At 50.3% G+C, this 20339-nt stretch carries 17 protein-coding genes; 10 read left to right on the top strand and 7 right to left on the bottom strand.

Annotation, left to right across the window (positions count from 1 at the left end; translation table 11 throughout):
* Nucleotides 1-4 precede the first annotated feature (4 nt).
* A complete protein-coding gene (locus tag IPJ88_08710; GenBank protein QQR91767.1) occupies nucleotides 5-901 on the top strand; it encodes a GGDEF domain-containing protein in 897 nt (298 codons plus the stop codon).
* An 18-nt stretch (nucleotides 902-919) separates the two neighbouring features.
* Here the strand turns inward: IPJ88_08710 and IPJ88_08705 are convergent, their stop codons facing one another.
* Nucleotides 920-1900, bottom strand: a complete 981-nt coding sequence (locus IPJ88_08705) for an NAD-dependent epimerase/dehydratase family protein (protein ID QQR91766.1) — start codon at nucleotides 1898-1900, stop codon at nucleotides 920-922.
* Nucleotides 1901-2153: 253 nt separating this feature from the next.
* On the opposite strand from IPJ88_08705, the gene IPJ88_08700 reads away from it, so the two are divergent.
* A complete protein-coding gene (locus IPJ88_08700; GenBank protein ID QQR91765.1) occupies nucleotides 2154-4205 on the top strand; it encodes a hypothetical protein in 2052 nt (683 codons plus the stop codon).
* An 80-nt stretch (nucleotides 4206-4285) separates the two neighbouring features.
* Here IPJ88_08700 and aepY read toward each other — a convergent pair whose 3' ends face one another.
* Entirely contained in the window at nucleotides 4286-5416 is a 1131-nt protein-coding gene (gene aepY / locus IPJ88_08695; GenBank protein QQR91764.1) for a phosphonopyruvate decarboxylase, read from the bottom strand.
* 9 nt (nucleotides 5417-5425) lie between these two features.
* Entirely contained in the window at nucleotides 5426-5890 is a 465-nt protein-coding gene (locus IPJ88_08690) for a hypothetical protein (GenBank protein ID QQR91763.1), read from the bottom strand.
* Nucleotides 5891-6173: 283 nt separating this feature from the next.
* Between IPJ88_08690 and IPJ88_08685 the strand changes: the two genes are divergently transcribed.
* Both IPJ88_08685 and IPJ88_08680 read left to right on the top strand, forming a co-directional pair.
* Nucleotides 6174-7721: a diguanylate cyclase gene (locus IPJ88_08685; protein QQR91762.1), complete on the top strand. Its 1548-nt coding sequence runs from the start codon at nucleotides 6174-6176 to the stop codon at nucleotides 7719-7721.
* Complete coding sequence (locus IPJ88_08680) at nucleotides 7682-7987, top strand: EAL domain-containing protein (protein ID QQR91761.1); 306 nt, start codon at nucleotides 7682-7684, stop codon at nucleotides 7985-7987. The genes IPJ88_08685 and IPJ88_08680 overlap by 40 nt, the downstream gene beginning before the upstream one ends.
* A 28-nt stretch (nucleotides 7988-8015) precedes the next feature.
* Here the strand turns inward: IPJ88_08680 and IPJ88_08675 are convergent, their stop codons facing one another.
* Together IPJ88_08675 and IPJ88_08670 are read right to left on the bottom strand one after the other, a co-directional pair.
* A complete protein-coding gene (locus IPJ88_08675) occupies nucleotides 8016-8543 on the bottom strand; it encodes a M23 family metallopeptidase (GenBank protein QQR91760.1) in 528 nt (175 codons plus the stop codon).
* Nucleotides 8540-9442, bottom strand: a complete 903-nt coding sequence (locus IPJ88_08670) for a LysM peptidoglycan-binding domain-containing protein (GenBank protein QQR91759.1) — start codon at nucleotides 9440-9442, stop codon at nucleotides 8540-8542. The genes IPJ88_08675 and IPJ88_08670 overlap by 4 nt, the downstream gene beginning before the upstream one ends.
* A gap of 123 nt (nucleotides 9443-9565) precedes the next feature.
* Between IPJ88_08670 and IPJ88_08665 the strand changes: the two genes are divergently transcribed.
* From IPJ88_08665 to IPJ88_08640, 6 genes are all read left to right on the top strand, one after another.
* Entirely contained in the window at nucleotides 9566-12187 is a 2622-nt protein-coding gene (locus tag IPJ88_08665) for a leucine--tRNA ligase (GenBank protein QQR91758.1), read from the top strand.
* 232 nt (nucleotides 12188-12419) lie between these two features.
* Nucleotides 12420-12674: a hypothetical protein gene (locus IPJ88_08660; protein ID QQR91757.1), complete on the top strand. Its 255-nt coding sequence runs from the start codon at nucleotides 12420-12422 to the stop codon at nucleotides 12672-12674.
* A gap of 111 nt (nucleotides 12675-12785) precedes the next feature.
* The gene (locus tag IPJ88_08655; GenBank protein QQR91756.1) at nucleotides 12786-13367 is read left to right on the top strand and encodes an OmpA family protein; all 582 of its coding nucleotides are present in this window, start codon (nucleotides 12786-12788) and stop codon (nucleotides 13365-13367) included.
* On the top strand, nucleotides 13364-13744 hold the full coding sequence (locus tag IPJ88_08650) for an AgmX/PglI C-terminal domain-containing protein (protein QQR91755.1): 381 nt from the start codon (nucleotides 13364-13366) through the stop codon (nucleotides 13742-13744). The genes IPJ88_08655 and IPJ88_08650 overlap by 4 nt, the downstream gene beginning before the upstream one ends.
* Before the next feature lie 274 nt (nucleotides 13745-14018).
* Complete coding sequence (locus tag IPJ88_08645; GenBank protein QQR91754.1) at nucleotides 14019-16409, top strand: DNA topoisomerase IV subunit A; 2391 nt, start codon at nucleotides 14019-14021, stop codon at nucleotides 16407-16409.
* A complete protein-coding gene (locus tag IPJ88_08640) occupies nucleotides 16409-18316 on the top strand; it encodes a type IIA DNA topoisomerase subunit B (protein ID QQR91753.1) in 1908 nt (635 codons plus the stop codon). Before IPJ88_08645 ends, IPJ88_08640 begins: the two co-directional genes overlap by 1 nt.
* A gap of 7 nt (nucleotides 18317-18323) precedes the next feature.
* On the opposite strand, the gene IPJ88_08635 is transcribed toward IPJ88_08640, so the two are convergent.
* A complete protein-coding gene (locus tag IPJ88_08635) occupies nucleotides 18324-18980 on the bottom strand; it encodes a hypothetical protein (GenBank protein QQR91752.1) in 657 nt (218 codons plus the stop codon).
* A 115-nt stretch (nucleotides 18981-19095) separates the two neighbouring features.
* Nucleotides 19096-20091: a hypothetical protein gene (locus tag IPJ88_08630; protein ID QQR91751.1), complete on the bottom strand. Its 996-nt coding sequence runs from the start codon at nucleotides 20089-20091 to the stop codon at nucleotides 19096-19098.
* Between the last annotated feature and the right edge of the window lie 248 nt (nucleotides 20092-20339).

The raw sequence follows: 20339 nt of genomic DNA, 5'->3' as shown, positions 1-20339 counted from the left end.
AGGTGTGAGTACCGAACGCACGACCAACCCAAGTAAAACGGTCGTCACAGTTATTACTTCGACCCCCAAGCGGCGAGGCGCAAGCAGCCAAGCCTGCTTGGTCGTCATCTATGGCGATGACTTGGGAAGAAGGGTGCCTCTTGGTGCAGAACCCATCGTCATTGGACGCTCATCACGTTGTGATGTGCAAGTGGACCAAGACAACGTTTCACGCAACCACGCGCAAGTCACATATAATGGACGAGAGTACATCGTTAGTGATCTAGGCTCGACCAACGGCACCTTTGTAAACCACGCTTTTGTCGACGAAAAAGTGCTGCTCGACGGTGACCAAATTAAAATAGGTCGCACCATTCTTAAGTTTATTAGTGGCGACAATGTTGAGGGTCAGTACCACGAAGAAATTTACCGTTTGATGACCATCGACGGACTGACAGACGTTTACAACAAACGCCACTTTCATGAAGAACTCGAAAAAGAGATTTCTCGAGCACGGCGCTACGAGCGAACCTTCTCGCTAATTCTTTTCGACATCGATCACTTCAAACAAGTCAATGACAACTTCGGCCACCTTGCCGGCGATGCCGTACTTCGACAAATGGCCCAAATGGTTAAGTCCCGTGTCCGTCGCGACGACATTGTAGCCCGCTTGGGCGGTGAAGAATTTGGCGTTCTATTACCTGAAGTTCAAAAACGCGGAGCTTTCGAACTGGCTGAAAAGCTACGCAAGCTTGTTGAACAAAAAATCTTCGCCTTCGAAGGACTACGTCTGAATATCACCATTAGCCTCGGTATCGCCGAGTGGACAAAAGATATCCAAGATCCAGAACAACTCATCAAGGTTGCAGACGAAAAACTGTACCAAGCAAAACGCGAAGGAAGAAATGCCTCACGAGCTTAGAGCACTTTCCAAGGGGCTCTAGATCCAGCCTTGGTCTTGGTACCATTGGAAGGCCAACTCCACACCTTTAGGGACAGATATTTTCGGATTGAAATTAAAATCCCGATGCGCAGCTGAAGGACTGCAAGTCCAAGCATCCTGAGCACCCATGGCTGCTTTTTGACGGTTAAACAAACGCGGTTTGCCATCGAAGCGACTCAAGAACTCGCCGCCAAATGCAGCCACATAGACGAGTGCTTCCGGCAAATTCAAAGTGAGGGTTCGCTTCTTACCTGCTCGAATAATTTCATCTTGAAAATGCTGCCAAGTCACCGGCTTTCCATCGCTGATAAAGTAGCCCTTACCCACACTTTTGGGACTCTCCGCAGCTTGCACAAGTGCATCGATTAAATCATCCACGTACACCGCAGAGAAAAGCCGTTCGCGATTTCCAAAAAACACGTTAACCCGGCGCGCTACTGCTTTGAACAGCTGAAAATAATCGACATCGCCAGGCCCATACACACCAGACGGGCGCACAATCGTCCAAGGCAGATCACTTCCCTTTTCTTGTAAAACGCGCTCTGCGGCTAATTTACTTCGCCCGTAAAACTCGATCGGTCTGGCTTCGCTGCTCTCGTCATGCTCCCAGTTTAGTCCAGAAGGCCCAAATGCAGCCAACGAGGAAACCAAGACAAATCGCTCGAGATTATGACCAGAAGCATTGCACGCTTCGACAAGATTCTCGGTGGGCAACACGTTTGCTCGTTCGAAATCTGAATAATGCACGCCCTTGGTCGCTCCAGCCACGTGAAACAAGTAGTTTGGTTTTTCCTCGCTAACGATAGCCCTAAGTTTTGACAGATCTTCATAACTCGCTTCGACCGAACGGCCTTGCTTCGCTGGCGGCGAGCCTGGACGCCGTATGGCAAGGACGTCTATACCGTCCTTTAAAAGTCGCTCGCGCAAACGCGATCCAATAAAACCACTCGCTCCAGTTACAATTGCTTTTCCTTGCATGCTTTTGATTCCTATAGCCTGTCGTTGTTGACGCGCTGTGCCCTAAAAAATTCGTAGCGTAGTGAATAGATGCCAACTACTCGAGCAGAATTGAGTGATAAATTTCACAAAAAACGCCATCAAGCACCGAAATAACCATACAATCACGCAAAAAGCGAGACAAGAACCTGACGCAACGCGTTAGCTTGACGCGCCATAAAAAGGATACATTCTCTTTGCGCAGGGCCATTTGTGGTGGTAACCAAAAACCACCATGAAAAAGTGTGTATTTCTCGTCGGGCTCCTTTTTCTATGGACCCTTGGGTCTTTGTCCTGCGTTCCGCAACAAGCCCGTGACCCTCGCGACACCTCGAACATTGAGGTCAAATCGGCAAGTGGATGGCTACGCATCATTTCGCCTGAGCCAGCTGGGTTTTTGCCGACAACCACAGTCACCGTCCAGGCAAGGATGAAACTGACCGATCCCGACATCCGCTACGTCGAAGTCAACGGCAAACAAGAAACCATTCGCAACGGCAGGATTAGCACCACGGTCGAACTCGACGGTTGCGACGACGTGCAAAGTGTCGTGGTATGGGTTCCCGATACCGATTTAAGTGCCAACGTTGATTTCTATTGCGACCCAGAGCGCCCCGTCATCTACTTTGATGCGCCTTATGAAAACGGCGTCGGGGCCTCCGATGGCGAACGCTTTTTGGTCAAAGGCCACATTGCCGACAACAACCTCAAGCGTATTTTTATTGAGGATCCAACCTACATCCGAAACCGCAGCAAGAATCTGCTTTTTTCAGGCGCAGACAATCATTTCGTAATCGATGAACGAGTACAGCCCGGTGCTCAACGCAGACGCATATGCGCAGTGGATCGTGCAGACAACATGATGTGCAGACATCTTGCAGCGGCTGTCGGCGACAAGCTTGATTCCCAAAGCGGCGTCGAAATACCCGATGCAATCGGTTTTTCCGTCGGGCAAAATGCGCTCAATGAAATCGCCAATTATGCAGAGAAGCTTGTAGCTGCTCGTGACTTTACCGCCAAAATCAATGCCCTAAATCCACTGGCAAAGGTGTACGACTCCTTCGGCAATATTTTATATGAGGTCAACGGCTACAAATCAACACACAGCGGTGTAGCCGACATAAGCGTCGAACTAAAACGGGGTGAACTCCACATTGTCGCCCAACTCTACAACTACCGATCCTACTTCACGATCAGCTCTCACTATATTCCTCCCGATAACGGCAACCTATTCATTCCCGTTGTACGAACGGAGTTCCACGCACGAGCGGACGTCAAGGATGGTAAAGTTGTTATCGACCTTCCACCGCCTGAGGTCTCAATTTGTCCCAATATCAATCAGTGCGTACTGAGCATGAACAGCAATCTGTACAACTCCTTTGCGCAGCTTTCTGCCATAAAGGAAAAAGTTCGACAGACAACGATGGCGACGATGCGCAGTGAAATCCATAAGGACACCGACCTATCCATCGACAAAGCGCTTCAAACAGAACTTGCCTACGACTTCGAACTTTCAGGCTATCGCGGACGTGTTACCGCTACGCCTGCTTCAATCGCGATCAATGCAAACGCAATTGAAATCTATGCCAACGTGGGCCTTCGGGCACTTGATCCTGTTCTACAAGGGCCAGGCACCATCGTTAACTTCCGAAAGGGAAGACCGGACTTGGATCGCAACGGTAAGGTCAGTGCGGGTCTATCCACGGACTTAATCAATGCAGCTTTTTACGCAGCGTGGAGTGCAGGAATATTCAGTCAAGAACTCGACGCTCCCCCAATCAGCGGCGAAGAATTGAACGTGGGCTTTCTAAGCGCGCTTCTCCCTTTGCCAGAAGCGGCGCTACCAAGTTCCCCCATTCGTTTCAAAACCTACGCGCCACTTGCGCCAACCTTGCGTGACACAGGTGCGGGAAGTGTTGAGCTACTCGTCCCGGATCTACGCGTGCAAGGCTATGCAAGACAAGATGGTGATGATCCACTTCTTTTTGAGGTCTCGTTGGCCGTACGAACCGAAATCGCTCTTGAAGGTGAGGGGCGAAGTTTCAAAATTAAACTTTATTCGTTTGAAATTATTGGCGACCCAATTGGAGCCCCACCAGCCTTCCCTTCGGGGCGGGACCTGGATAAAATCCTCGATCTGTTTCTAGCAGACACCGTAAAGAAGGTCGTTGAGGGCGTTGGCAGGCTCGACATCCCGGCCATGCCTCTTTTTAGGATTGACGAAGTAGCTCCCTTTGCAGCAGATGGTTACGTCGCTTTTGAAGGCAATCTCTACTACAACGACTAGAGCACGTTCCGATCGGAGTGGTGCTGCGGCAAGGAGGAGCAACGCAGCATCAGGCGCTCTGGAAATGCTCTAGCGCTTGTTTAGCTCTTTGCTAAAAACTCCATGATGGATTCCTTGAGCTCCTGTGGGCTTTGCTTGGGTCTACCCAAATCACTTCGAGCTCCTTTGTGCACCCTCACTTCTAAAAACCGAGGACCAGGTAACTCAGCCATGGCATTCAAAGCTTCAGCAAGAGTGTTCTCATCGTCTGCTCGAAGCACGGTGGGATAAGCACAGCCCCGCGCAATCGCCGCAAAATCGATTTCAAAACCCACCGTTGGCTGCCCACCCACACTATCATGAGCGCCATTATTAAGAACAACATGAGTGAAGTTGCCTGGCTTCAGGCTACCAATCGTACTGAGTCCTCCGAGATGCATAATCGCAGCACCATCACCATCAATGCATACCACCGGGCGCTCACTTTGTTGCAAGGCAACACCCAATGCTATTTGTGAAGCATGGCCCATCGAACCCACCGTTAAAAAGTCTGTCGCATGCTCCTCTTCCCGTTGTTCACGACACTCGTAGAGCTCTCGCGAAGGCATACCAGTCGTTGAAACAAAAAAAGATTTAGGATCGATATGATCCAAAATAATTCCAAGTGCATCTTCGCGACTAAGCGGATACGAATCACTTTCATCTGTTTTTAGCGAATAGGTCTCAAAGGTGCCTTTAGGTACAACAAGCGCAAAAGGACCTTGTTTGGAAGTAGCCTGCTCAATCGCGAATTTCAAAAGCGGCTTGGCCTCCGACCAATCGGTGGGGACGACCGCATGCGGAATATTTATAGACGACAACAAATCAGAAGTGACCTTGCCCATCTTTACATGTTGGGGCTCATCTTTCTTATCGGGCTCGCCGCGCCAACCAATGACAAGCAACATGGGAACGCCATAGACCTCAGCATCAGCCAGCGAGGTTAGCGGATTAACCGCATTGCCTAAGCCTGAGTTTTGCATGTAGACCAGACCAATCCGTCCTGTAGCCAAATGATAGCCTGCAGCGAGTGCAACAGCGCTTCCCTCGTTGGCGGTAATCACATGATGCTTGGCATCCGTATTGGCGGTAATATAGGCGCAAAAAGACTTGAGTAAGGAGTCCGGCACACCTGCAAAAAAATCCACATTTTCTCGCACAAGTGCATCAAAGAAATCTTTCGCTTCAATCACAGCATACCTCTATGGAATCTGGGGCTTGGAACGGGACGGGTTGTCCTCACCAAGCTCCCCATGGTTACGGTTAATACGCTTTACGACGAGCATAATTTGCTCGAGTTCCACCGGATCAATTTGGCCATCCTTTTGTGCACTTTGCAAGCGACTTGAAATCGCTCCAATCGCCATAAGCTCAACGTCATTGTTGTCAATAAGCATATTGAGCCTGGCAAGTTCTTTCTCATACTCGGCAGCTCGAGGGTCTCGCACCGCGGCACTCTGCAAGACTGCTGTCATTTGTTTGGCACCCTCAACCTTGCCTTTTTTAAAAAGCAAACCACAAGAGAGCATGCAAGCACCCGAGACCAAACAAAACAATGCTATGCCAACACCAAGCGCGATTAGCCAACCGCGTCGCATCCGTGGCTTTCGGGGGGGCTCTTCCGGAGCACCCCACTTAGGTTCAGACTGTTCACTTTGTACTGTCATGTGGCGCGGAGCCTAGCACAAGATTTCCGGAAGAGGGATATGGCCACTAGGCTCAGAAAATCACAAAAAAAAACGTAGCGCGTACTTAGACGCACACGTCTCCGATCCACAGAAATGTAGCCGCTTTGGGATGATATGCTTTACTAAGAGATCGAAAAGTGACACCATTATCTGATATTTTAGTAAAAAATGAAAAGCTGCTTTGTTGAAAATGTTGGCCAAATGAGTTGCCTAACTATTCAATGACATAAATTCTGCTTGTTGTAGTAACCAGAGGAGAACGGTGCACCGACAAGATTTTACAACGGCAGACCCTAACAGAAGCGCAGACATTGCGCAGCTATCTGCCGACACCCTAACCGATTCATTTAAGATTATCGATGACGGAAAATTATCATCGGTCCTTGTGATCGAAGATAACGAAGACGACGCTGTTTTCGTCCAGAGTCTGTTAAAAAAAACCTTTCACAATGCTGAAATCACCCATGTCATCACGCTATCGGATGCTCTTCATTTACTGCAGCAGAAAGCTTATGAGATTATTATAACGGACCTTGGTCTCCCTGACGCGCAAGGAATAGAGTCCGTCGAAGCGCTCCATAAAACCGCCCATTCCGTACCAATCGTCGCATGCTCGTCTTTGGCAGATGAAATCATAGCAGTGAACGCCGTCAATGCTGGAGCCGAGGACTATCTGCTGAAAGATGAGATAACGGAGCGCTTACTTGCCCGCTCGCTGCGTTATGCCTTGGAACGACATCATACAAAAGAACGATTGGTTGAGCTTGCACACTACGATCCTCTAACAGGCCTTCTGAATCGCAATGCCTTTAGCGAACAACTTGGTCGAGCCGTAAAACGCTCACGCCGACAACCGGGATGGCTTGTGCTCATGTTTGTCGACCTTGATCGTTTCAAAGAGGTCAACGACACTTTTGGCCATACCATGGGCGATCATTTGCTTGCAAACATTGCAGCCCGTTTGGAACAATGCGTTCGCGAAGCGGACATCGTGGCACGCCTCGGCGGAGATGAATTTGCCATACTCTTGGAAAGCGTCGAATCGCACGAAGAGATAACAAAGGTAGCGAACCGCTTGTTAGCAAGTTTTGCACAGCCGACAGTCATCTCCGACAGTGAGCTCGACATCAAAGCCAGTATCGGTATCACTATGACACTCATGGGAGAATCCACTGCGGAACGATTGATAAAGCGCGCAGACGAAGCCATGTACCGAGCAAAGGAAAAAGGCCGCAACCAGTACCAGATCTTTGACGACACCCTTTTGTTCGCCCAACGCTACCGAAAGCAATCCGAGCGAGAATTGCGCACCGCGATACAAGAAAAGGCCTTTGCGATACATTATCAACCTGAATTCCGCTTCGTACAAAAAGAACTCATTGGTGTTGAAGCCTTAGTACGTTGGAAGCACCCTGAACATGGCTTACTTGCCCCTTCGGAGTTTATTAGCATTTTAGAAGACCAACGCTTGATTATTAGTTTAGGCAGTTGGGTGTTGACCGAAACCTGCAAGGTCCTACGTCGATGGGAAGAGCAAGGTCTATTCAAAAAGCTTTCGATTAACATCTCACAGCTTCAATTGGAGGATAAAGCTTTTGTGAACTCGGTAAAGAGCATCTGCGCAAAGGAAGGCGTCAGTCCTGCATGGCTTCAGTTTGAAATCAAAGAGGACGTATTGTTGGGGAATCGTGAAGATGTCGCTAGAACACTAAGCGAACTCACTAAACTCGGTATCAAATTATCATTGATGACTTTGGTACCCATCCAGTCTTGGTTTCGGATCTGGCGGAGCTACCTATTCAAGGGATAAAAATTGCACGCCGATTTATCAGTGATAACCCTACAAAGACAGTCGATGAAACAATCCTAGGTGTGTTTCTAAGCATTGGTAAGACACTCGGTCTCGATGTTAATGCAAAAGGCGTTGAAGATGAAGCACAGTTTAATACATTGCAGCAGCTTGGATGCAAAACATACCAGGGGTTTTACGCAAGCGAAGCTGTGCCCTTGAACGTGCTTGAAGACTGGATCTCCACGCGTAGCACAGTCGAATTTGGAGAGTATCCAAAAACCTAAGGCTCTTTGCAGCTCCGCCAGCTCTAAGCTACGGAGAAGATTCGCCCTCTTCAGGATTTTCTTGAGTAACCCATCGCGAACGAGGGTGTCTTTTGCGACTATTGCAACGGATAGTCTTTGGTTTTTTGCCAGGGGTCTTCCAGACGCTTTTCTTCGTCTGAGAATGTTTACCGTTGCGATGACGTACCTCAGGACGAAACAACGAAAGGGGATCGCAGTTTTGACCTTTATAGATGAGCTCGAAATGCACATGTGGTCCGCGACTGATACCTGTGCTTCCAACTTCAGCTAGCACCGCACCACGAGCGACTTTTTCACCCGCCACCACAAAGTTAACCGAGTTATGAGCATACATCGTCGCCCAGCCTCCTGGATGCACCACCAGCACCATATTCCCATAACCACGAACCTCTTTGCCGGAATAAGCAACAATCCCAGGAGCCGCTGCTCTCACATTCCAGCCTATCTTGCCCATGATATCGACCGCTTGATGGTATCCGCCTTCGCCCGATCCAAAGCCCCGCACAAACCAGCCCTTGCTTACCGGCCATTTCAAAGTACCTGGTAGCGTGCCCACGCCCCCGGCCGCGCGCCCCAACTCGCTTTTATCGCACCACGTAGAATTTGACTGGCGGCTTGCCGTGTCCCAAGCCCAAGGCCTTTAGCTTGCTGAGTGGCTCCTCGTTCGCGCTGCGTTGTACGCCTGCTCACGATACCCTTTTTGTCTCGCGTCACGCCGGGGATCCAAATCTGATCTCCCTCGCGAAGTGCTTTAACTTGTGCTTCTTTAAGACTGTTAGCCGCCATGATTTCTGAGACCGCCACACCAAAGCTTCCAGCCAAATCCCAATGTTTTTGCCCACTTTCCAGGGTATGAAAAAAACCTTCGCGCACTTGGCTTTCGGTCTGCTTAATGTCGCTTTCTTTAATTCCTGGAACGATAATTGGCTCACCGGGCTTCAAGGCGTTTGCAGCATCATCGCTGAGCTTATTTCGGGCTAGAATGGTATCCAGCGGCACATCGTAAAGCCGCGCTACACTCCAGAGAGACTCCCCCGAAGCAAGAAAATGATAGGCGCCATCTTTGAGATCGGGAAGTGCAGCCCGAGCGGCCTCTCTCTTTGCTTTTCGATCCTCGGCGGTTTCAACCTCGACCTTTTTTCGTACGCCAGGAACCGTTAACTTTTGCCCCACGCGCACCAAATGCGATTCAGCTGGGCGAATGTTGTTGGCTTTGAGAATATCGGCCACTCGTAAATCATAAGCCCGAGCGATGTCCCAAAGCGTCTGCCCTTCTTGCACCTCGTGCTGAACAGAAGACACAACATCCTCTTGAACATCTTTAACGGAAGCATCCGCCTGGCGATCTTTGGTCCCAGAGGAGCATTCCGAAGCACTGAAAAGCAACAAAGCACAACACAGGCTTCGCCCGAGCATTTTGATTCTCTGAGCCATAAACGCTGCGCACCCTAGCATTAGAGCTCTGCTCTGTCTCGTGGAGAATGAGCAGCTATTTCTTTCTCAATGCGAGCAAATACGGCCCGTGCTATCCACTATGCCCCTGCAATCAAAAAAATTATGCAAGAGCGTTACGAAGCCGAAAAAATCGAAAACAAGTGGCAAAAAACTTGGGCAGAGCAAAAGCTCTTCGCCGCCAATGCAAGTGAAGGTCCGCATGCTTACATCCTGGAGATGCTGCCCTATCCGTCAGGCAAGATTCATATGGGACACGTGCGCAACTACGCCATTGGCGATGCTGTCGCTCGCCATTTGCACATGCAAGGTAAAAATGTGCTCCACCCCATGGGCTGGGATGCCTTTGGCATGCCTGCTGAAAACGCCGCCATTGCGCATGGCAGACACCCCAACGAATGGACACGTCAAAACATCGACCAGATGCGCGTTCAATTAAAGCGCCTTGGTCTTAGTTATGATTGGAGCCGCGAGTTCGCGACTTGCGAACCCACTTACTACAAACATGAACAAGCCATGTTCTTGCGCATGCTTGAAAAAGGTCTCGCCTACCGTGACACCGCATTAGCAAACTGGTGCGAAAGTTGTCAGACCGTCCTGGCCAACGAGCAAGTCGAAGAAGGCCGTTGCTGGCGTTGTTCGAACGAAGTCGTCCAAAAAGAGCTAGCGCAATGGTTCATACGCACCACAGCGTACGCCCAAGAACTACTCGATGACTTGGATGGTCTTGAGGGCAGATGGCCCGATAAAGTCCTAAACGCTCAACGCAACTGGATTGGCCGAAGCGTTGGAGCCGAAGTCCAGTTCCCCCTTGAAACGCCAAGCGGCGATACCAAAGCCATTTCGGTATTTACCACCCGACCCGACACTTTATATGGGGTGACTTTCCTTTCGATAGCTGCCGAGCATCCCTTAGCCACCGCCTTTGCCCAAAGGAGCAAAGACAAAGCAAACATCGAAGCCTTCATCCAACGCCTACGTCAAGACCACAAAAGCGAACGCTCCGTCGATGACACAAAAAAAGAAGGCATGTTCACCGGCGAGTATTGCCTGCATCCACTTACTGGCGAGAAGATTCCCATTTGGATCGCAAACTTTGTTCTGATGGACTACGGCACAGGCGCCGTCATGGCCGTGCCTGCGCACGACGAACGTGATTTTGAGTTTGCGCGTGTTTATGATCTTGCTATCAAAGTTGTCATCGCAGAGCGCGCCGATCAAAACATCGACCCTAACAGCATGAAAGTCGCTTTTACCGAAAGTGGCGTACTAATTAACAGTGCAGAACTTTGCGGCGTTGATAACGAAAGCGCCAAAGAAAAAATCATCGCCCAACTACAAAGCAAAAAACTCGGCAAAAAGACCGTAAACTTTCGCTTGCGTGATTGGCTTGTTTCTCGCCAACGTTATTGGGGCACGCCCATTCCTGTCGTGCATTGCGCAAAAGACGGAATCGTTCCAGTGGATATAAATAGCTTGCCCGTTGAACTTCCACTGGATGTCACCATCAGTGGCGATGGGGGCTCGCCCTTGGCCAAGCATGAGGGCTTTTTACATACGAACTGTCCACGGTGCGGCGGCCCTGCCAAACGTGAAACCGACACCTTTGATACCTTTGTCGAATCGAGTTGGTATTTCTACCGCTACATGAGCCCTCAGTATGAAAAGGGCCCTGTCGACCTTGAGCAAGCAAAGCACTGGCTGCCGGTTGATCTGTACATTGGTGGCGATGAACATGCCGTCATGCATCTGATGTACGCTCGCTTCTGGCATAAAATGATGATCGACCTTGGCTACCTGTCCAAGGAATGTCCTCGAGAACCAACGCATCGCCTGCTCACGCAAGGCATGGTTTGCCATGAGGTTTACTTCCGACAAAACGAAGCAAACCCAACACAAAAAACCTATTTCTATCCTAAAGACACCGAGATTAGAGATGGCGCACGTGTCTTAAAAAGCGATGGTCAAGCGGTGCAAGTAGGTCCGGTCATCAAAATGAGCAAATCCAAGAACAACTTGGTTGACCCGGATGAGCTCATCCAAAGCTACGGCGCCGACACCGCGAGGCTCTTTGTTCTTTTTGCTGCGCCGCCCGAAGGCCAGGTCGATTGGAACGAAGCGGGCGTCGAAGGCATGCATCGCTTTTTGCAAAGGCTTTGGCGGCTGGTCCGCACCCACCGTGATCGCTTGAGCCCTAGCTTCACGCCGGCAAAACAAGCATCAAGCGACAAAGCAAAAGAGCTCAGGCGCAACATTCACCAATGCATTGAAAAAGTAAGCCGCGACCTCGGAGAGAAACTTCGCCTCAACACAGCGATTGCAGCGCAAATGGAATTGCTCAACGCACTAAGCGCTTTTGAAGCAGCCCACGATGACGATTACGCTGTGCTCAACGAAGGCATTCACACCCTATTGCGCTTGCTTGCTCCCTTTGCACCACACATGTGTGAAGAGCTGCATGCCCTACTGGGCGGCGAGGGTCTGATCAGCAGCCAGGCTTGGCCATCGCTCGATAGCACAGCTCTGGAACAAGCTAGCTTTGAGATTCCCGTGCAGATCAACGGCAAAGTACGCGGGCGGATTTCAATTGCACCGGGAACTAAAAAAGACGAAGTCGTTGCTGCGGCAAAACGCGATGCAAAGATATCTGCCCAACTTCAAGGCAAAGATCTTATAAAGACAGTATACGTTCCTGACCGTATACTTACATTCGTTGTTAAAAACTAAGCTGTCACTCGACAAGCTACCGCGTGCCACTATAGTTAGAGAGAAGGTTGTGTATGGTGTCTTTTTCTTCACCCGCAGTCTGGTACGGTAATTTTAGCATGCCCATGATTTAAGCAGCCTTACAAAACGATGGCAGAGTTATGAGTTAAACTTTACCACCCGATCTGGATTTACAGCCTCCTCCAACGTACGACTTGCATTTCTCTTCGCTCAGTACGCGCAAGCTGGAAACGTGATCTGGCTTGACGATGTTGAGTTAACCAAAAATGGAAACTCGACTAATTTGCTTGATAATCCTTCGTTTGACGACAACTCCGCCTGGACTGCAATTTTTGACGATAGCAACGCCCCAACCGTAAGTTTTCAAACGGTCGACATTTTCAGTGTTATTTCAGGAAGCTACACCATTGAGCTCAAAGTGACCGACGATCTGGGAACTGAAAGCAGCCCTTTTGCAAGCAATATCGACCTTCCAAGCTGCCAGTAGCTTTACAGGACCCTTTGCAGCCTTACAGAAGGAATGTTAGAAGAACCAACTAGTTAGGTTTGAGCGGGCATTTAGCCTCCGCTCGACTATCGAAAAAACAGGAGTGAATCTATGCGCTTATTATTAACTCTCACGCTTGCACTAACACTATTTGCATGTGCTAGCGGACCGGTGGCCTTTGAAGGTAGCACCCCTATCGCTGTACGCGGCGACCTTCCATCCAAACCTCCCCGCGTGGAGGTCACGGACAACAAAATCGTGATTCACGAAAAGATTCAGTTTGAATACGACAAAGCTGTGATCCGTCCGGAATCAGATAGTTTGCTCGCGGAAATCGCCCAAACCATCAAAGACAATCCCCATATCAAAGCACTTCGCATTGAGGGGCATGCAAGCTCTGAAGGCGCAGATGACTACAACATGAAGCTTTCAGCAGCACGCGCTGAAGCCGTAAAGAGCTATCTCGTTGAAAAAGGCGGAATCCCTGCCGAGATGCTTAACCCCAAAGGCTTCGGGGAGACCCAGCCCATTGCAGACAACAGCACCGAAACTGGCAAAGAAGCCAACCGTCGTGTTGAGTTCATTATTACGAAACAAGACATCACCACGACCAAATACGAAGTCGATCCAAAGACAGGCGAGAAAAAAGCCGTCGAAACGAAAACCACCACAGCTTCCAAGGAGGCCAAATGACCAAGATTTCTATCACACTCGCAGCACTAAGCTTTGGACTTGTCGCATGCAGCGGCAGCTTTGCTTTGCGCAGTCCAGATAAGTACCGAGAGGATACCCAAGAAGTGCTCGCAACTCGGCAGCAACAAATCGAGTCGTGTTACAACGTAGCTCTTGCCAACGACAAAAGCCTTTCAGGCGATGTCGTCGTGAACTTCAAGGTCGCCACCGAAACAGGTGCCTTCCAAGAAGCCACGATCGTCGAAGAGCAAACCTCAGCACCGGAAGTACTTCAAAATTGCGTTCTTGGCGCTATTGGTGACTTGATGCTGGAGCCAGCGGATGAAAACCCAGGCATTGCCACTTTCAAGTGGTCTTTTGCCTCCTCAGAAGGCTAATGCACCTCGCATAAAAGCTGTTGGCTTTAGGCCAAAAAGACAAAACTGGCATGAAATATACACTTTTCATGCCAGTTTTGGCATTTAAATGGCACTTTTCTTGCTAAGAATGGCATGCTGCCCAAAGCTACTCCAAACTGTGTGGCGAAGGCTTTCACCCTGCAGCTGTGTGCAAGCCAGAGCTTCAAGGCCAAGCGGCAGCATCACCGCAAACGGTAAATGCAAACAGAATGTTGCGCCTGACAGATCCACTTGTTAGGCAGACGGAAAAGCTATGGCCAAATCACCACGCTCAGGCGAAACAAAAACTCGTAAAAAGAAAAAACAGCTTGATCTAGACATGGGCAATCTCGGTGGCGGTATCATCGAAGCCTCCTTGCGCGAAGAAGCCCAGCGCCGCTATCTGAACTACGCGCTGAGTGTGATTACGGCACGCGCGCTGCCCGATGTTCGCGACGGACTAAAGCCCGTTCAACGACGGATCATGTACGCCATGCACCAGGATCTTCGTTTGCGTGCCGACACCAAACACCGCAAATGCGCGCTCATTGTCGGTGAAGTCATGGGTAAGTACCATCCGCATGGCGATAGTGCGATCTACGATGCCTTGGTTCGCTTGGCACAAAGTTTTTCCATGCGCATGCCGCTTGTTGATGGACGCGGTAACTTTGGCTCACCCGATGGCGACTCTGCAGCCGCCATGCGCTACACCGAAGCGCGTCTCACCCATCTTGCTGATGAGCTCTTGCTTGAGTTTGGCAAACGCACCGTGCCGATTCGCGTCAACTACGACAACACGCGCACCGAACCGATTGTTCTTCCCACCCGCTTCCCCAACCTTCTTATTAACGGTTCATCGGGTATCGCTGTTGGCATGGCAACCTCGATCCCGCCTCACAATCCCGTCGAAGTCATCGATGCATGCTTGGCCTTGATCGACGATCCCAAGCTCAGCGTGGTCAAGGTGATGAAGCACATCAAAGGACCCGATTTCCCCACGGGTGGCGAACTCACCGCCTCCAAACAAGAGCTACGGCAGGTCTATACCGAAGGGCACGGCTCTTTCAAACTCCGCAGTACCTGGAAAACCGAAAACATTAAACGCGGCGCAACCAACATCATCATCGATAGCATTCCTTACGCTACCGAGCGCAGCAGCGTGGTGAGCAAGATTGCTGAGATTATAATTGCCCGTAAACTACCCTTTTTGCTCGATGTGCGTGACGAAAGCACCGATGAAACACGTATCGTGCTAGAGCTGAAAAAAGATGCCGACCCAGAGTTGGTCATGGCCTATCTGCACAAGCACACGCCGCTTAGCAGCAATGTTCAAGTCCATCTTACTTGCTTGGTGCCCACCGACCATCCTGAAATTGCTGCACCCATGCGCCTCGATTTGATTGGCATGCTTCAGCATTTTCTTGATTTTCGCATGCTGGTCGTTACGCGCCGCACCGAATTTGAGCTCGAACAGCTCAACACACGTATTCATATTTTAGAAGGCTTTGCCAAAGTGTTTGATGCCCTTGATGAGGTATTGCGCATCATTCGTAAATCCAAAGGCAAAGCGGATGCCGCCGAAAAACTAATGAAGCGTTTCAAGCTCGATGAAGAGCAGGTCGAAGCTATATTGGAGCTTAAACTTTATCGCTTGGCCCAACTTGAAATCCTTTTGATTCAGAAAGAGCTTGACGAAAAACGACAAGCTGCCAAAAAGCTCGCCCGTCTGCTTAAAAGCCCCAAAGAGCGTTGGTCTCTGATTAAAGACGAGCTCAAAGGTCTGCGCGAAAGTTATGCTTCAAAACGCCTGACGCGCATCATTAGCGCCGAAGATGAGCCAAGCTTTGATGCCGAAGCCTTTATTGTGGATGAAGATGCAACCGTGCTTCTTAGCTATCAGGGACGCATCAAACGCCAACAGAAGATCAAAGACCTTAGCTCAACTCGAGTTCGTGATGGCGATCGTGTGCTCGCCGTTGAGGCTGGATCCACAAAAGCAAGCTTGGCGTTTTTCTCGAATCTTGGAGTGTGCTACGTGGCGCGCATCGCCGACATTCCTGCCACCACAGGTTATGGTGATCCGATTCAAAAACTCTTCAAACTCAAAGACGGCGAACGCATTGTAAGCATGCGCTCCTTTGATTCACGTGTTCTTGAAGTCCCTGAAGCCACTGAAGGTAGCGAACCTGAAGCGCCCTTCGGCATCGCTGTCACACGCTTGGGTATGACCATGCGCTTTTCGCTGCGTGGACATCGTGATCCGTCCACCCGTTCTGGGCGACGCTACTGCAGGCTCAAGCCAGGCGATGAAGTGATTTTTATGGACGTAGCGCATGGCGATGAAGCGCTCGTGTGCGCCACTTTCAATGGACGCGCGCTTCTGTGCGAAGTCGAAGATACGCCGATTCTCGGTGGACCTGGTAAAGGCGTCATGCTGATCAAACTCGCCAAAGATGATCAAGTCGCAGGCGCACAGCTACTGGAAGATGACCGGGACGCGCTCATCGCCGTACACGACTCGGGCAAACAGTTTAAAATATCAACGGGTAAATACGACATCGTTTCACGTGCAGGCAAAGGCTTCGCACTGTTCAAACGTGGCAAGCTTGCAGGCACCGTCTGGCCGGTCCCTGATGTACCTGAGTTCGATGGGGAGGATGCCTAATGGCCTATACAGCCAAAGACATTGAGGTTCTTGAAGGTCTTGAGCCAGTTCGTAAGCGACCTGCCATGTACATTGGCGGGGTCGATGCACGCGGCTACCATCATCTGCTCTGGGAAATCGTGGACAACTGCGTCGATGAAGCTATTAACGGACATGCAAGCAGCATTGAAGTTAGCTTGCACAACGACCTCAAGGGCGCCACGGTGAGCGACAATGGACGCGGTATTCCTGTCGACAAGCATCCCAAGTTCAAACGCTCTGCGCTTGAAATCATTATATGCACGCTGCATGCAGGCGGAAAATTTGAAGACAAGAACTACCAAGTCGCCGGCGGCTTGCATGGCGTAGGCGCCTCGGTAGTCAATGCGCTTTCCGAAGACATGACTGCCACAATCTACCGTGATGGCTTTGAGTACACGCAGGATTACAGCCGAGGCAAAGTCAAAAGTAAGCTAAAAAAGATTGGTAAAAGTCGCAAGCACGGCACCACCATTGAGTTTCGGCCCGACGCCGAAATCTTCGGCAAGAGCGCAAAATTCGATGAAGGCAAAATCCGTGAGCACTTGGAAGCCAAAGCCTATTTGCACAAGGGCCTAAAAGTATCATTCCATAGCTTAGCCTCTGGTGAGAAACATGAATTTCAGCATCCCAATGGCATCGTTGATTTCTTGGCAAAGATTGTATCCGAGAGCAATAAAGCAGTGGTTCATCCACAGCCCTTCACCCTTGAGAAAAATGACCCGCTGCGCCTTGAGCTTGCGATGCAATGGACTGAGTCGACCGATGAAGCCTTGCGCAGCTACGCCAACGGCATTCGCACCGGCTCAGGTGGAAGTCATGAAGGCGGCTTCAAACAAGGCGTGGTCAAAGCCGTTCGGGCTTACCTCTCTGCTAAGAAAATCAATCCCCGTGGCGTGACCCTCAGCGCCGAGGATATTCGCGAAGGTCTTACCGGAGTGCTCAGTGTGTTCGTGGCCGAGCCACAGTTTCAAGGCCAAACTAAAGATCGTTTGAACAACCCTGAAGTCACCGCCCTAGTCGAGAACACGGTGCGAAGCGGACTTGAGCAATGGCTCCTGGAAAATGCGACCATGGCCGACGCTATCGTTGCGCGCATGGTACTCGCCGCCCGAGCACGGGAAGCCTCTCGCGCAGCAGTCCAGCAAGTCACACGCAAAACAGCCATCAGTCACCGCCTTAATCTACCCGGCAAACTTTCGGATTGCTCAAGCACCAATCCACAAGAAAGCGAACTCTTTTTAGTCGAAGGTGACAGCGCTGGCGGCAATGCTAAGCAAGGGCGTGACCGACGCACCCAAGCGATTTTGCCATTACGCGGCAAAGTACTCAACGCCGAGCGAGCCACAGCGGCGGCCGTGATGGGAAACCGAGAGCTTCAAGACATTGTCTCAGCCCTCGGCTGCGGTATTGGAAAAGATTTCGACATCAGCAAGTTGCGTTACGGTAAAATCTTTTTGCTGATGGATGCCGATAGCGATGGTCATCATATCGCAACCCTACTGCTTACTTTTTTCTATCGCCTTCTCCCCGGCTTGGTCCGCGCAGGTCACGTGTTTTTGGCGCAGCCTCCTTTGTATCGAATCGATGCCGGTAAAGAGACCTACTGGCCATTAGACGACAAGGAAAAAGACAGCACCCTGAAAAAACTGCCGAAAAACGTCAAACCCGAAGTGAGCCGTTTCAAGGGCTTGGGCGAGATGTCAGCCGCTGAACTCAAATCCACAACACTCGATCCGAAACATAGACGCGCGCTTCAGGTCACGGTTGACGGAGAAGTCGAAACCGACCGGGTATTGAATGAGCTCATGGGCAAAGACCCTGCCCCACGCTTTGCCTTCATCATGGAACAAGCCAGCCAAGCCAACGCCGAAGAACTCGACGTCTAGAACGATTCTAACACTCGCCTAGAGACTCATTACAGAGTCTGGCGGTCAACCTGACCCAGTAGATAACAACTGTGATATTGCCAGCGGCTAAAGTTCCACCTAAAACATACAACCTAAGCTGCCTGTTTGTCGCACTTGCTAAAGGAGTATCGAGAGTAACTCGTCCACGATACTCCTGAGCGCTGTTTGATGCATCGAGTTGAGATTTTTCAATCAGAGTTACTGTGTTCGCAGAAGTAGTTGCTTGAGTATTATCGCTAAGATCCACGACAAATTTGTCGTTGCGGCTCGTGTTGGTGCTCGTGGAAGTGATTTTCAATCGCACATCCGCTATCAGCTCTTTTGTCGATGCCGGTAGCGTAATCTGATCGTAGTACCCTCCTTGAATATTTTGGCCGTCCGAAACAATCCGCCCAGCTAAAGGATAGGTGTCAGTCCATGTGTTGTATACTGTGATCGCACTGCTCTGCGAAGGGTTTTTCCAAATATTCCAATCGGTCAGCCCGCCGTTAGTCGCATCGACAACAAACGCTGGATTTGGAATGGCAACGGAAACATAAATGTTGCCACCGGAGGACAGCACTTCCGGATCCACGACGGCCCCATCGGTTAAAACAACGATACCTCCGTCAACCGTCGGATTGAAAACATCAGAGCCATCCATCCCTCCACCGTCCTGAGCATCACCTGCACTGTCCGAACAGGCCGCGACAGTTGAAACGCTAGCAAGTAAAAAGAAGGCAAAGCCCTCCAGAAACGCGGCAGTCTTTGAATCGCACTTAATTGCCCTCCGTCTTTTTGGTAACGCAATAGATATGCCATGCATCGTCACAGATTTTGGCATCGCTTCCGTAGCTCCATTTTTCAGAACGTTCGTCGACCTCCCCAACGCGTCCGACCTGAACGAAGCCTCCAGCTTGCCAGTCACTGCAAAGTTCCCCAGGAATGGCTCGTCCAAATTCATCCGAACCCGTCCAAGCAAATTGACCCGCCGATAGCTTGTTACCACTTTCATTTCGGTTGATCGGCCTAAGAAGCGAGCCGTCTGAAAAATCAGAACTTCCCATGGCAACTATGCCGCCGAGATCAGGAGTCCATATGGGAATATGATGACTTCCAATGCGATCACGCGCATTGCTTTGGCTATCACTCATCCACGCTACAAATTCCGAAGCCGCAGCTTTGACCCTGTCGGTTCCGTTGGCCGCAAGCTCTTTGCATTTTGTATCCGCAGCCGAAACGCTCCCTAGCTCTGCAGGGGTATAGGTCGCTGAACTCACAAAGGCCAACCCAAAGCCATCACAGCCCGCGACCCCGCCCAAACAAACGTTAACACTGGAACACCAACTGCAAGCAGAACCGAGCGCGATGCAGTCGTTTTCATTGGCCGCGCAAGAGCAGCCATCGCTTTGACTACGAGAAGAGCACGAAGCAATCGGAGAGCACCATCTGCACACCCCATCGCCACCACAAACCACAGGATCCGAACGCAAACCACAGTCAACGCACTCAAAGCTACTCTCGCTCTGACAACTGCCCGTGCTCTCACACCAAAGACAGCCCAAACCACTCGAGTTGCAATCAAGGTCGTTGGTCATTCCGCTACAGCTCCCTGTCGATATGGGAGCATCAAACGATGCATCCGTACACCCTCCAAAGGCACAAGGATCATACACGTCATTTCCCGCATCGCTCTTCGTGCCCGAAGAACCGCCACACGCCGCAGACAGCAGAAAAAAACATAGAGGAAAATACAGATAAAAACGATTAAGCATTGATGCGCTACCCGCGACGGACATTCTTAGAAAGTCTAGCCTAAGTTGCTTGGATCGGCTAAGAAAAGATCCGCATTTTCCGCAGAGTTTACACACGATTCTGTTTGTGTATGCAAATGATTACATTTAGAAAATAATGTATTCGGTTGCTCCGGCCGTAAAGCTGAAAAAAGCTTGCCAAAAAAGCACTTTAACTTCACACTTTAACTCGAGGTGTGTGTTCTTTCGCTATAAAAAGAAGCGCACCT

Source organism: Myxococcales bacterium (genome assembly GCA_016699535.1).
Taxonomy (GTDB): Bacteria; Myxococcota_A; Polyangia; order Polyangiales.
This window is presented reverse-complemented; position numbering and strand designations above follow the sequence as displayed.

Coding starts and splice junctions, on each gene's coding strand:
- IPJ88_08705 (QQR91766.1), bottom strand. CDS start 1,900: ATGCAAGGAAAAGCAATTGTAACTGGAGCGAGTGGTTTTATTGGATCG.
- IPJ88_08700 (QQR91765.1), top strand. CDS start 2,154: ATGAAAAAGTGTGTATTTCTCGTCGGGCTCCTTTTTCTATGGACCCTT.
- IPJ88_08690 (QQR91763.1), bottom strand. CDS start 5,890: ATGACAGTACAAAGTGAACAGTCTGAACCTAAGTGGGGTGCTCCGGAA.
- IPJ88_08670 (QQR91759.1), bottom strand. CDS start 9,442: ATGGCTCAGAGAATCAAAATGCTCGGGCGAAGCCTGTGTTGTGCTTTG.
- IPJ88_08665 (QQR91758.1), top strand. CDS start 9,566: ATGCAAGAGCGTTACGAAGCCGAAAAAATCGAAAACAAGTGGCAAAAA.
- IPJ88_08655 (QQR91756.1), top strand. CDS start 12,786: ATGCGCTTATTATTAACTCTCACGCTTGCACTAACACTATTTGCATGT.
- IPJ88_08650 (QQR91755.1), top strand. CDS start 13,364: ATGACCAAGATTTCTATCACACTCGCAGCACTAAGCTTTGGACTTGTC.
- IPJ88_08645 (QQR91754.1), top strand. CDS start 14,019: ATGGCCAAATCACCACGCTCAGGCGAAACAAAAACTCGTAAAAAGAAA.
- IPJ88_08640 (QQR91753.1), top strand. CDS start 16,409: ATGGCCTATACAGCCAAAGACATTGAGGTTCTTGAAGGTCTTGAGCCA.
- IPJ88_08635 (QQR91752.1), bottom strand. CDS start 18,980: ATGGATGGCTCTGATGTTTTCAATCCGACGGTTGACGGAGGTATCGTT.
- IPJ88_08630 (QQR91751.1), bottom strand. CDS start 20,091: ATGCTTAATCGTTTTTATCTGTATTTTCCTCTATGTTTTTTTCTGCTG.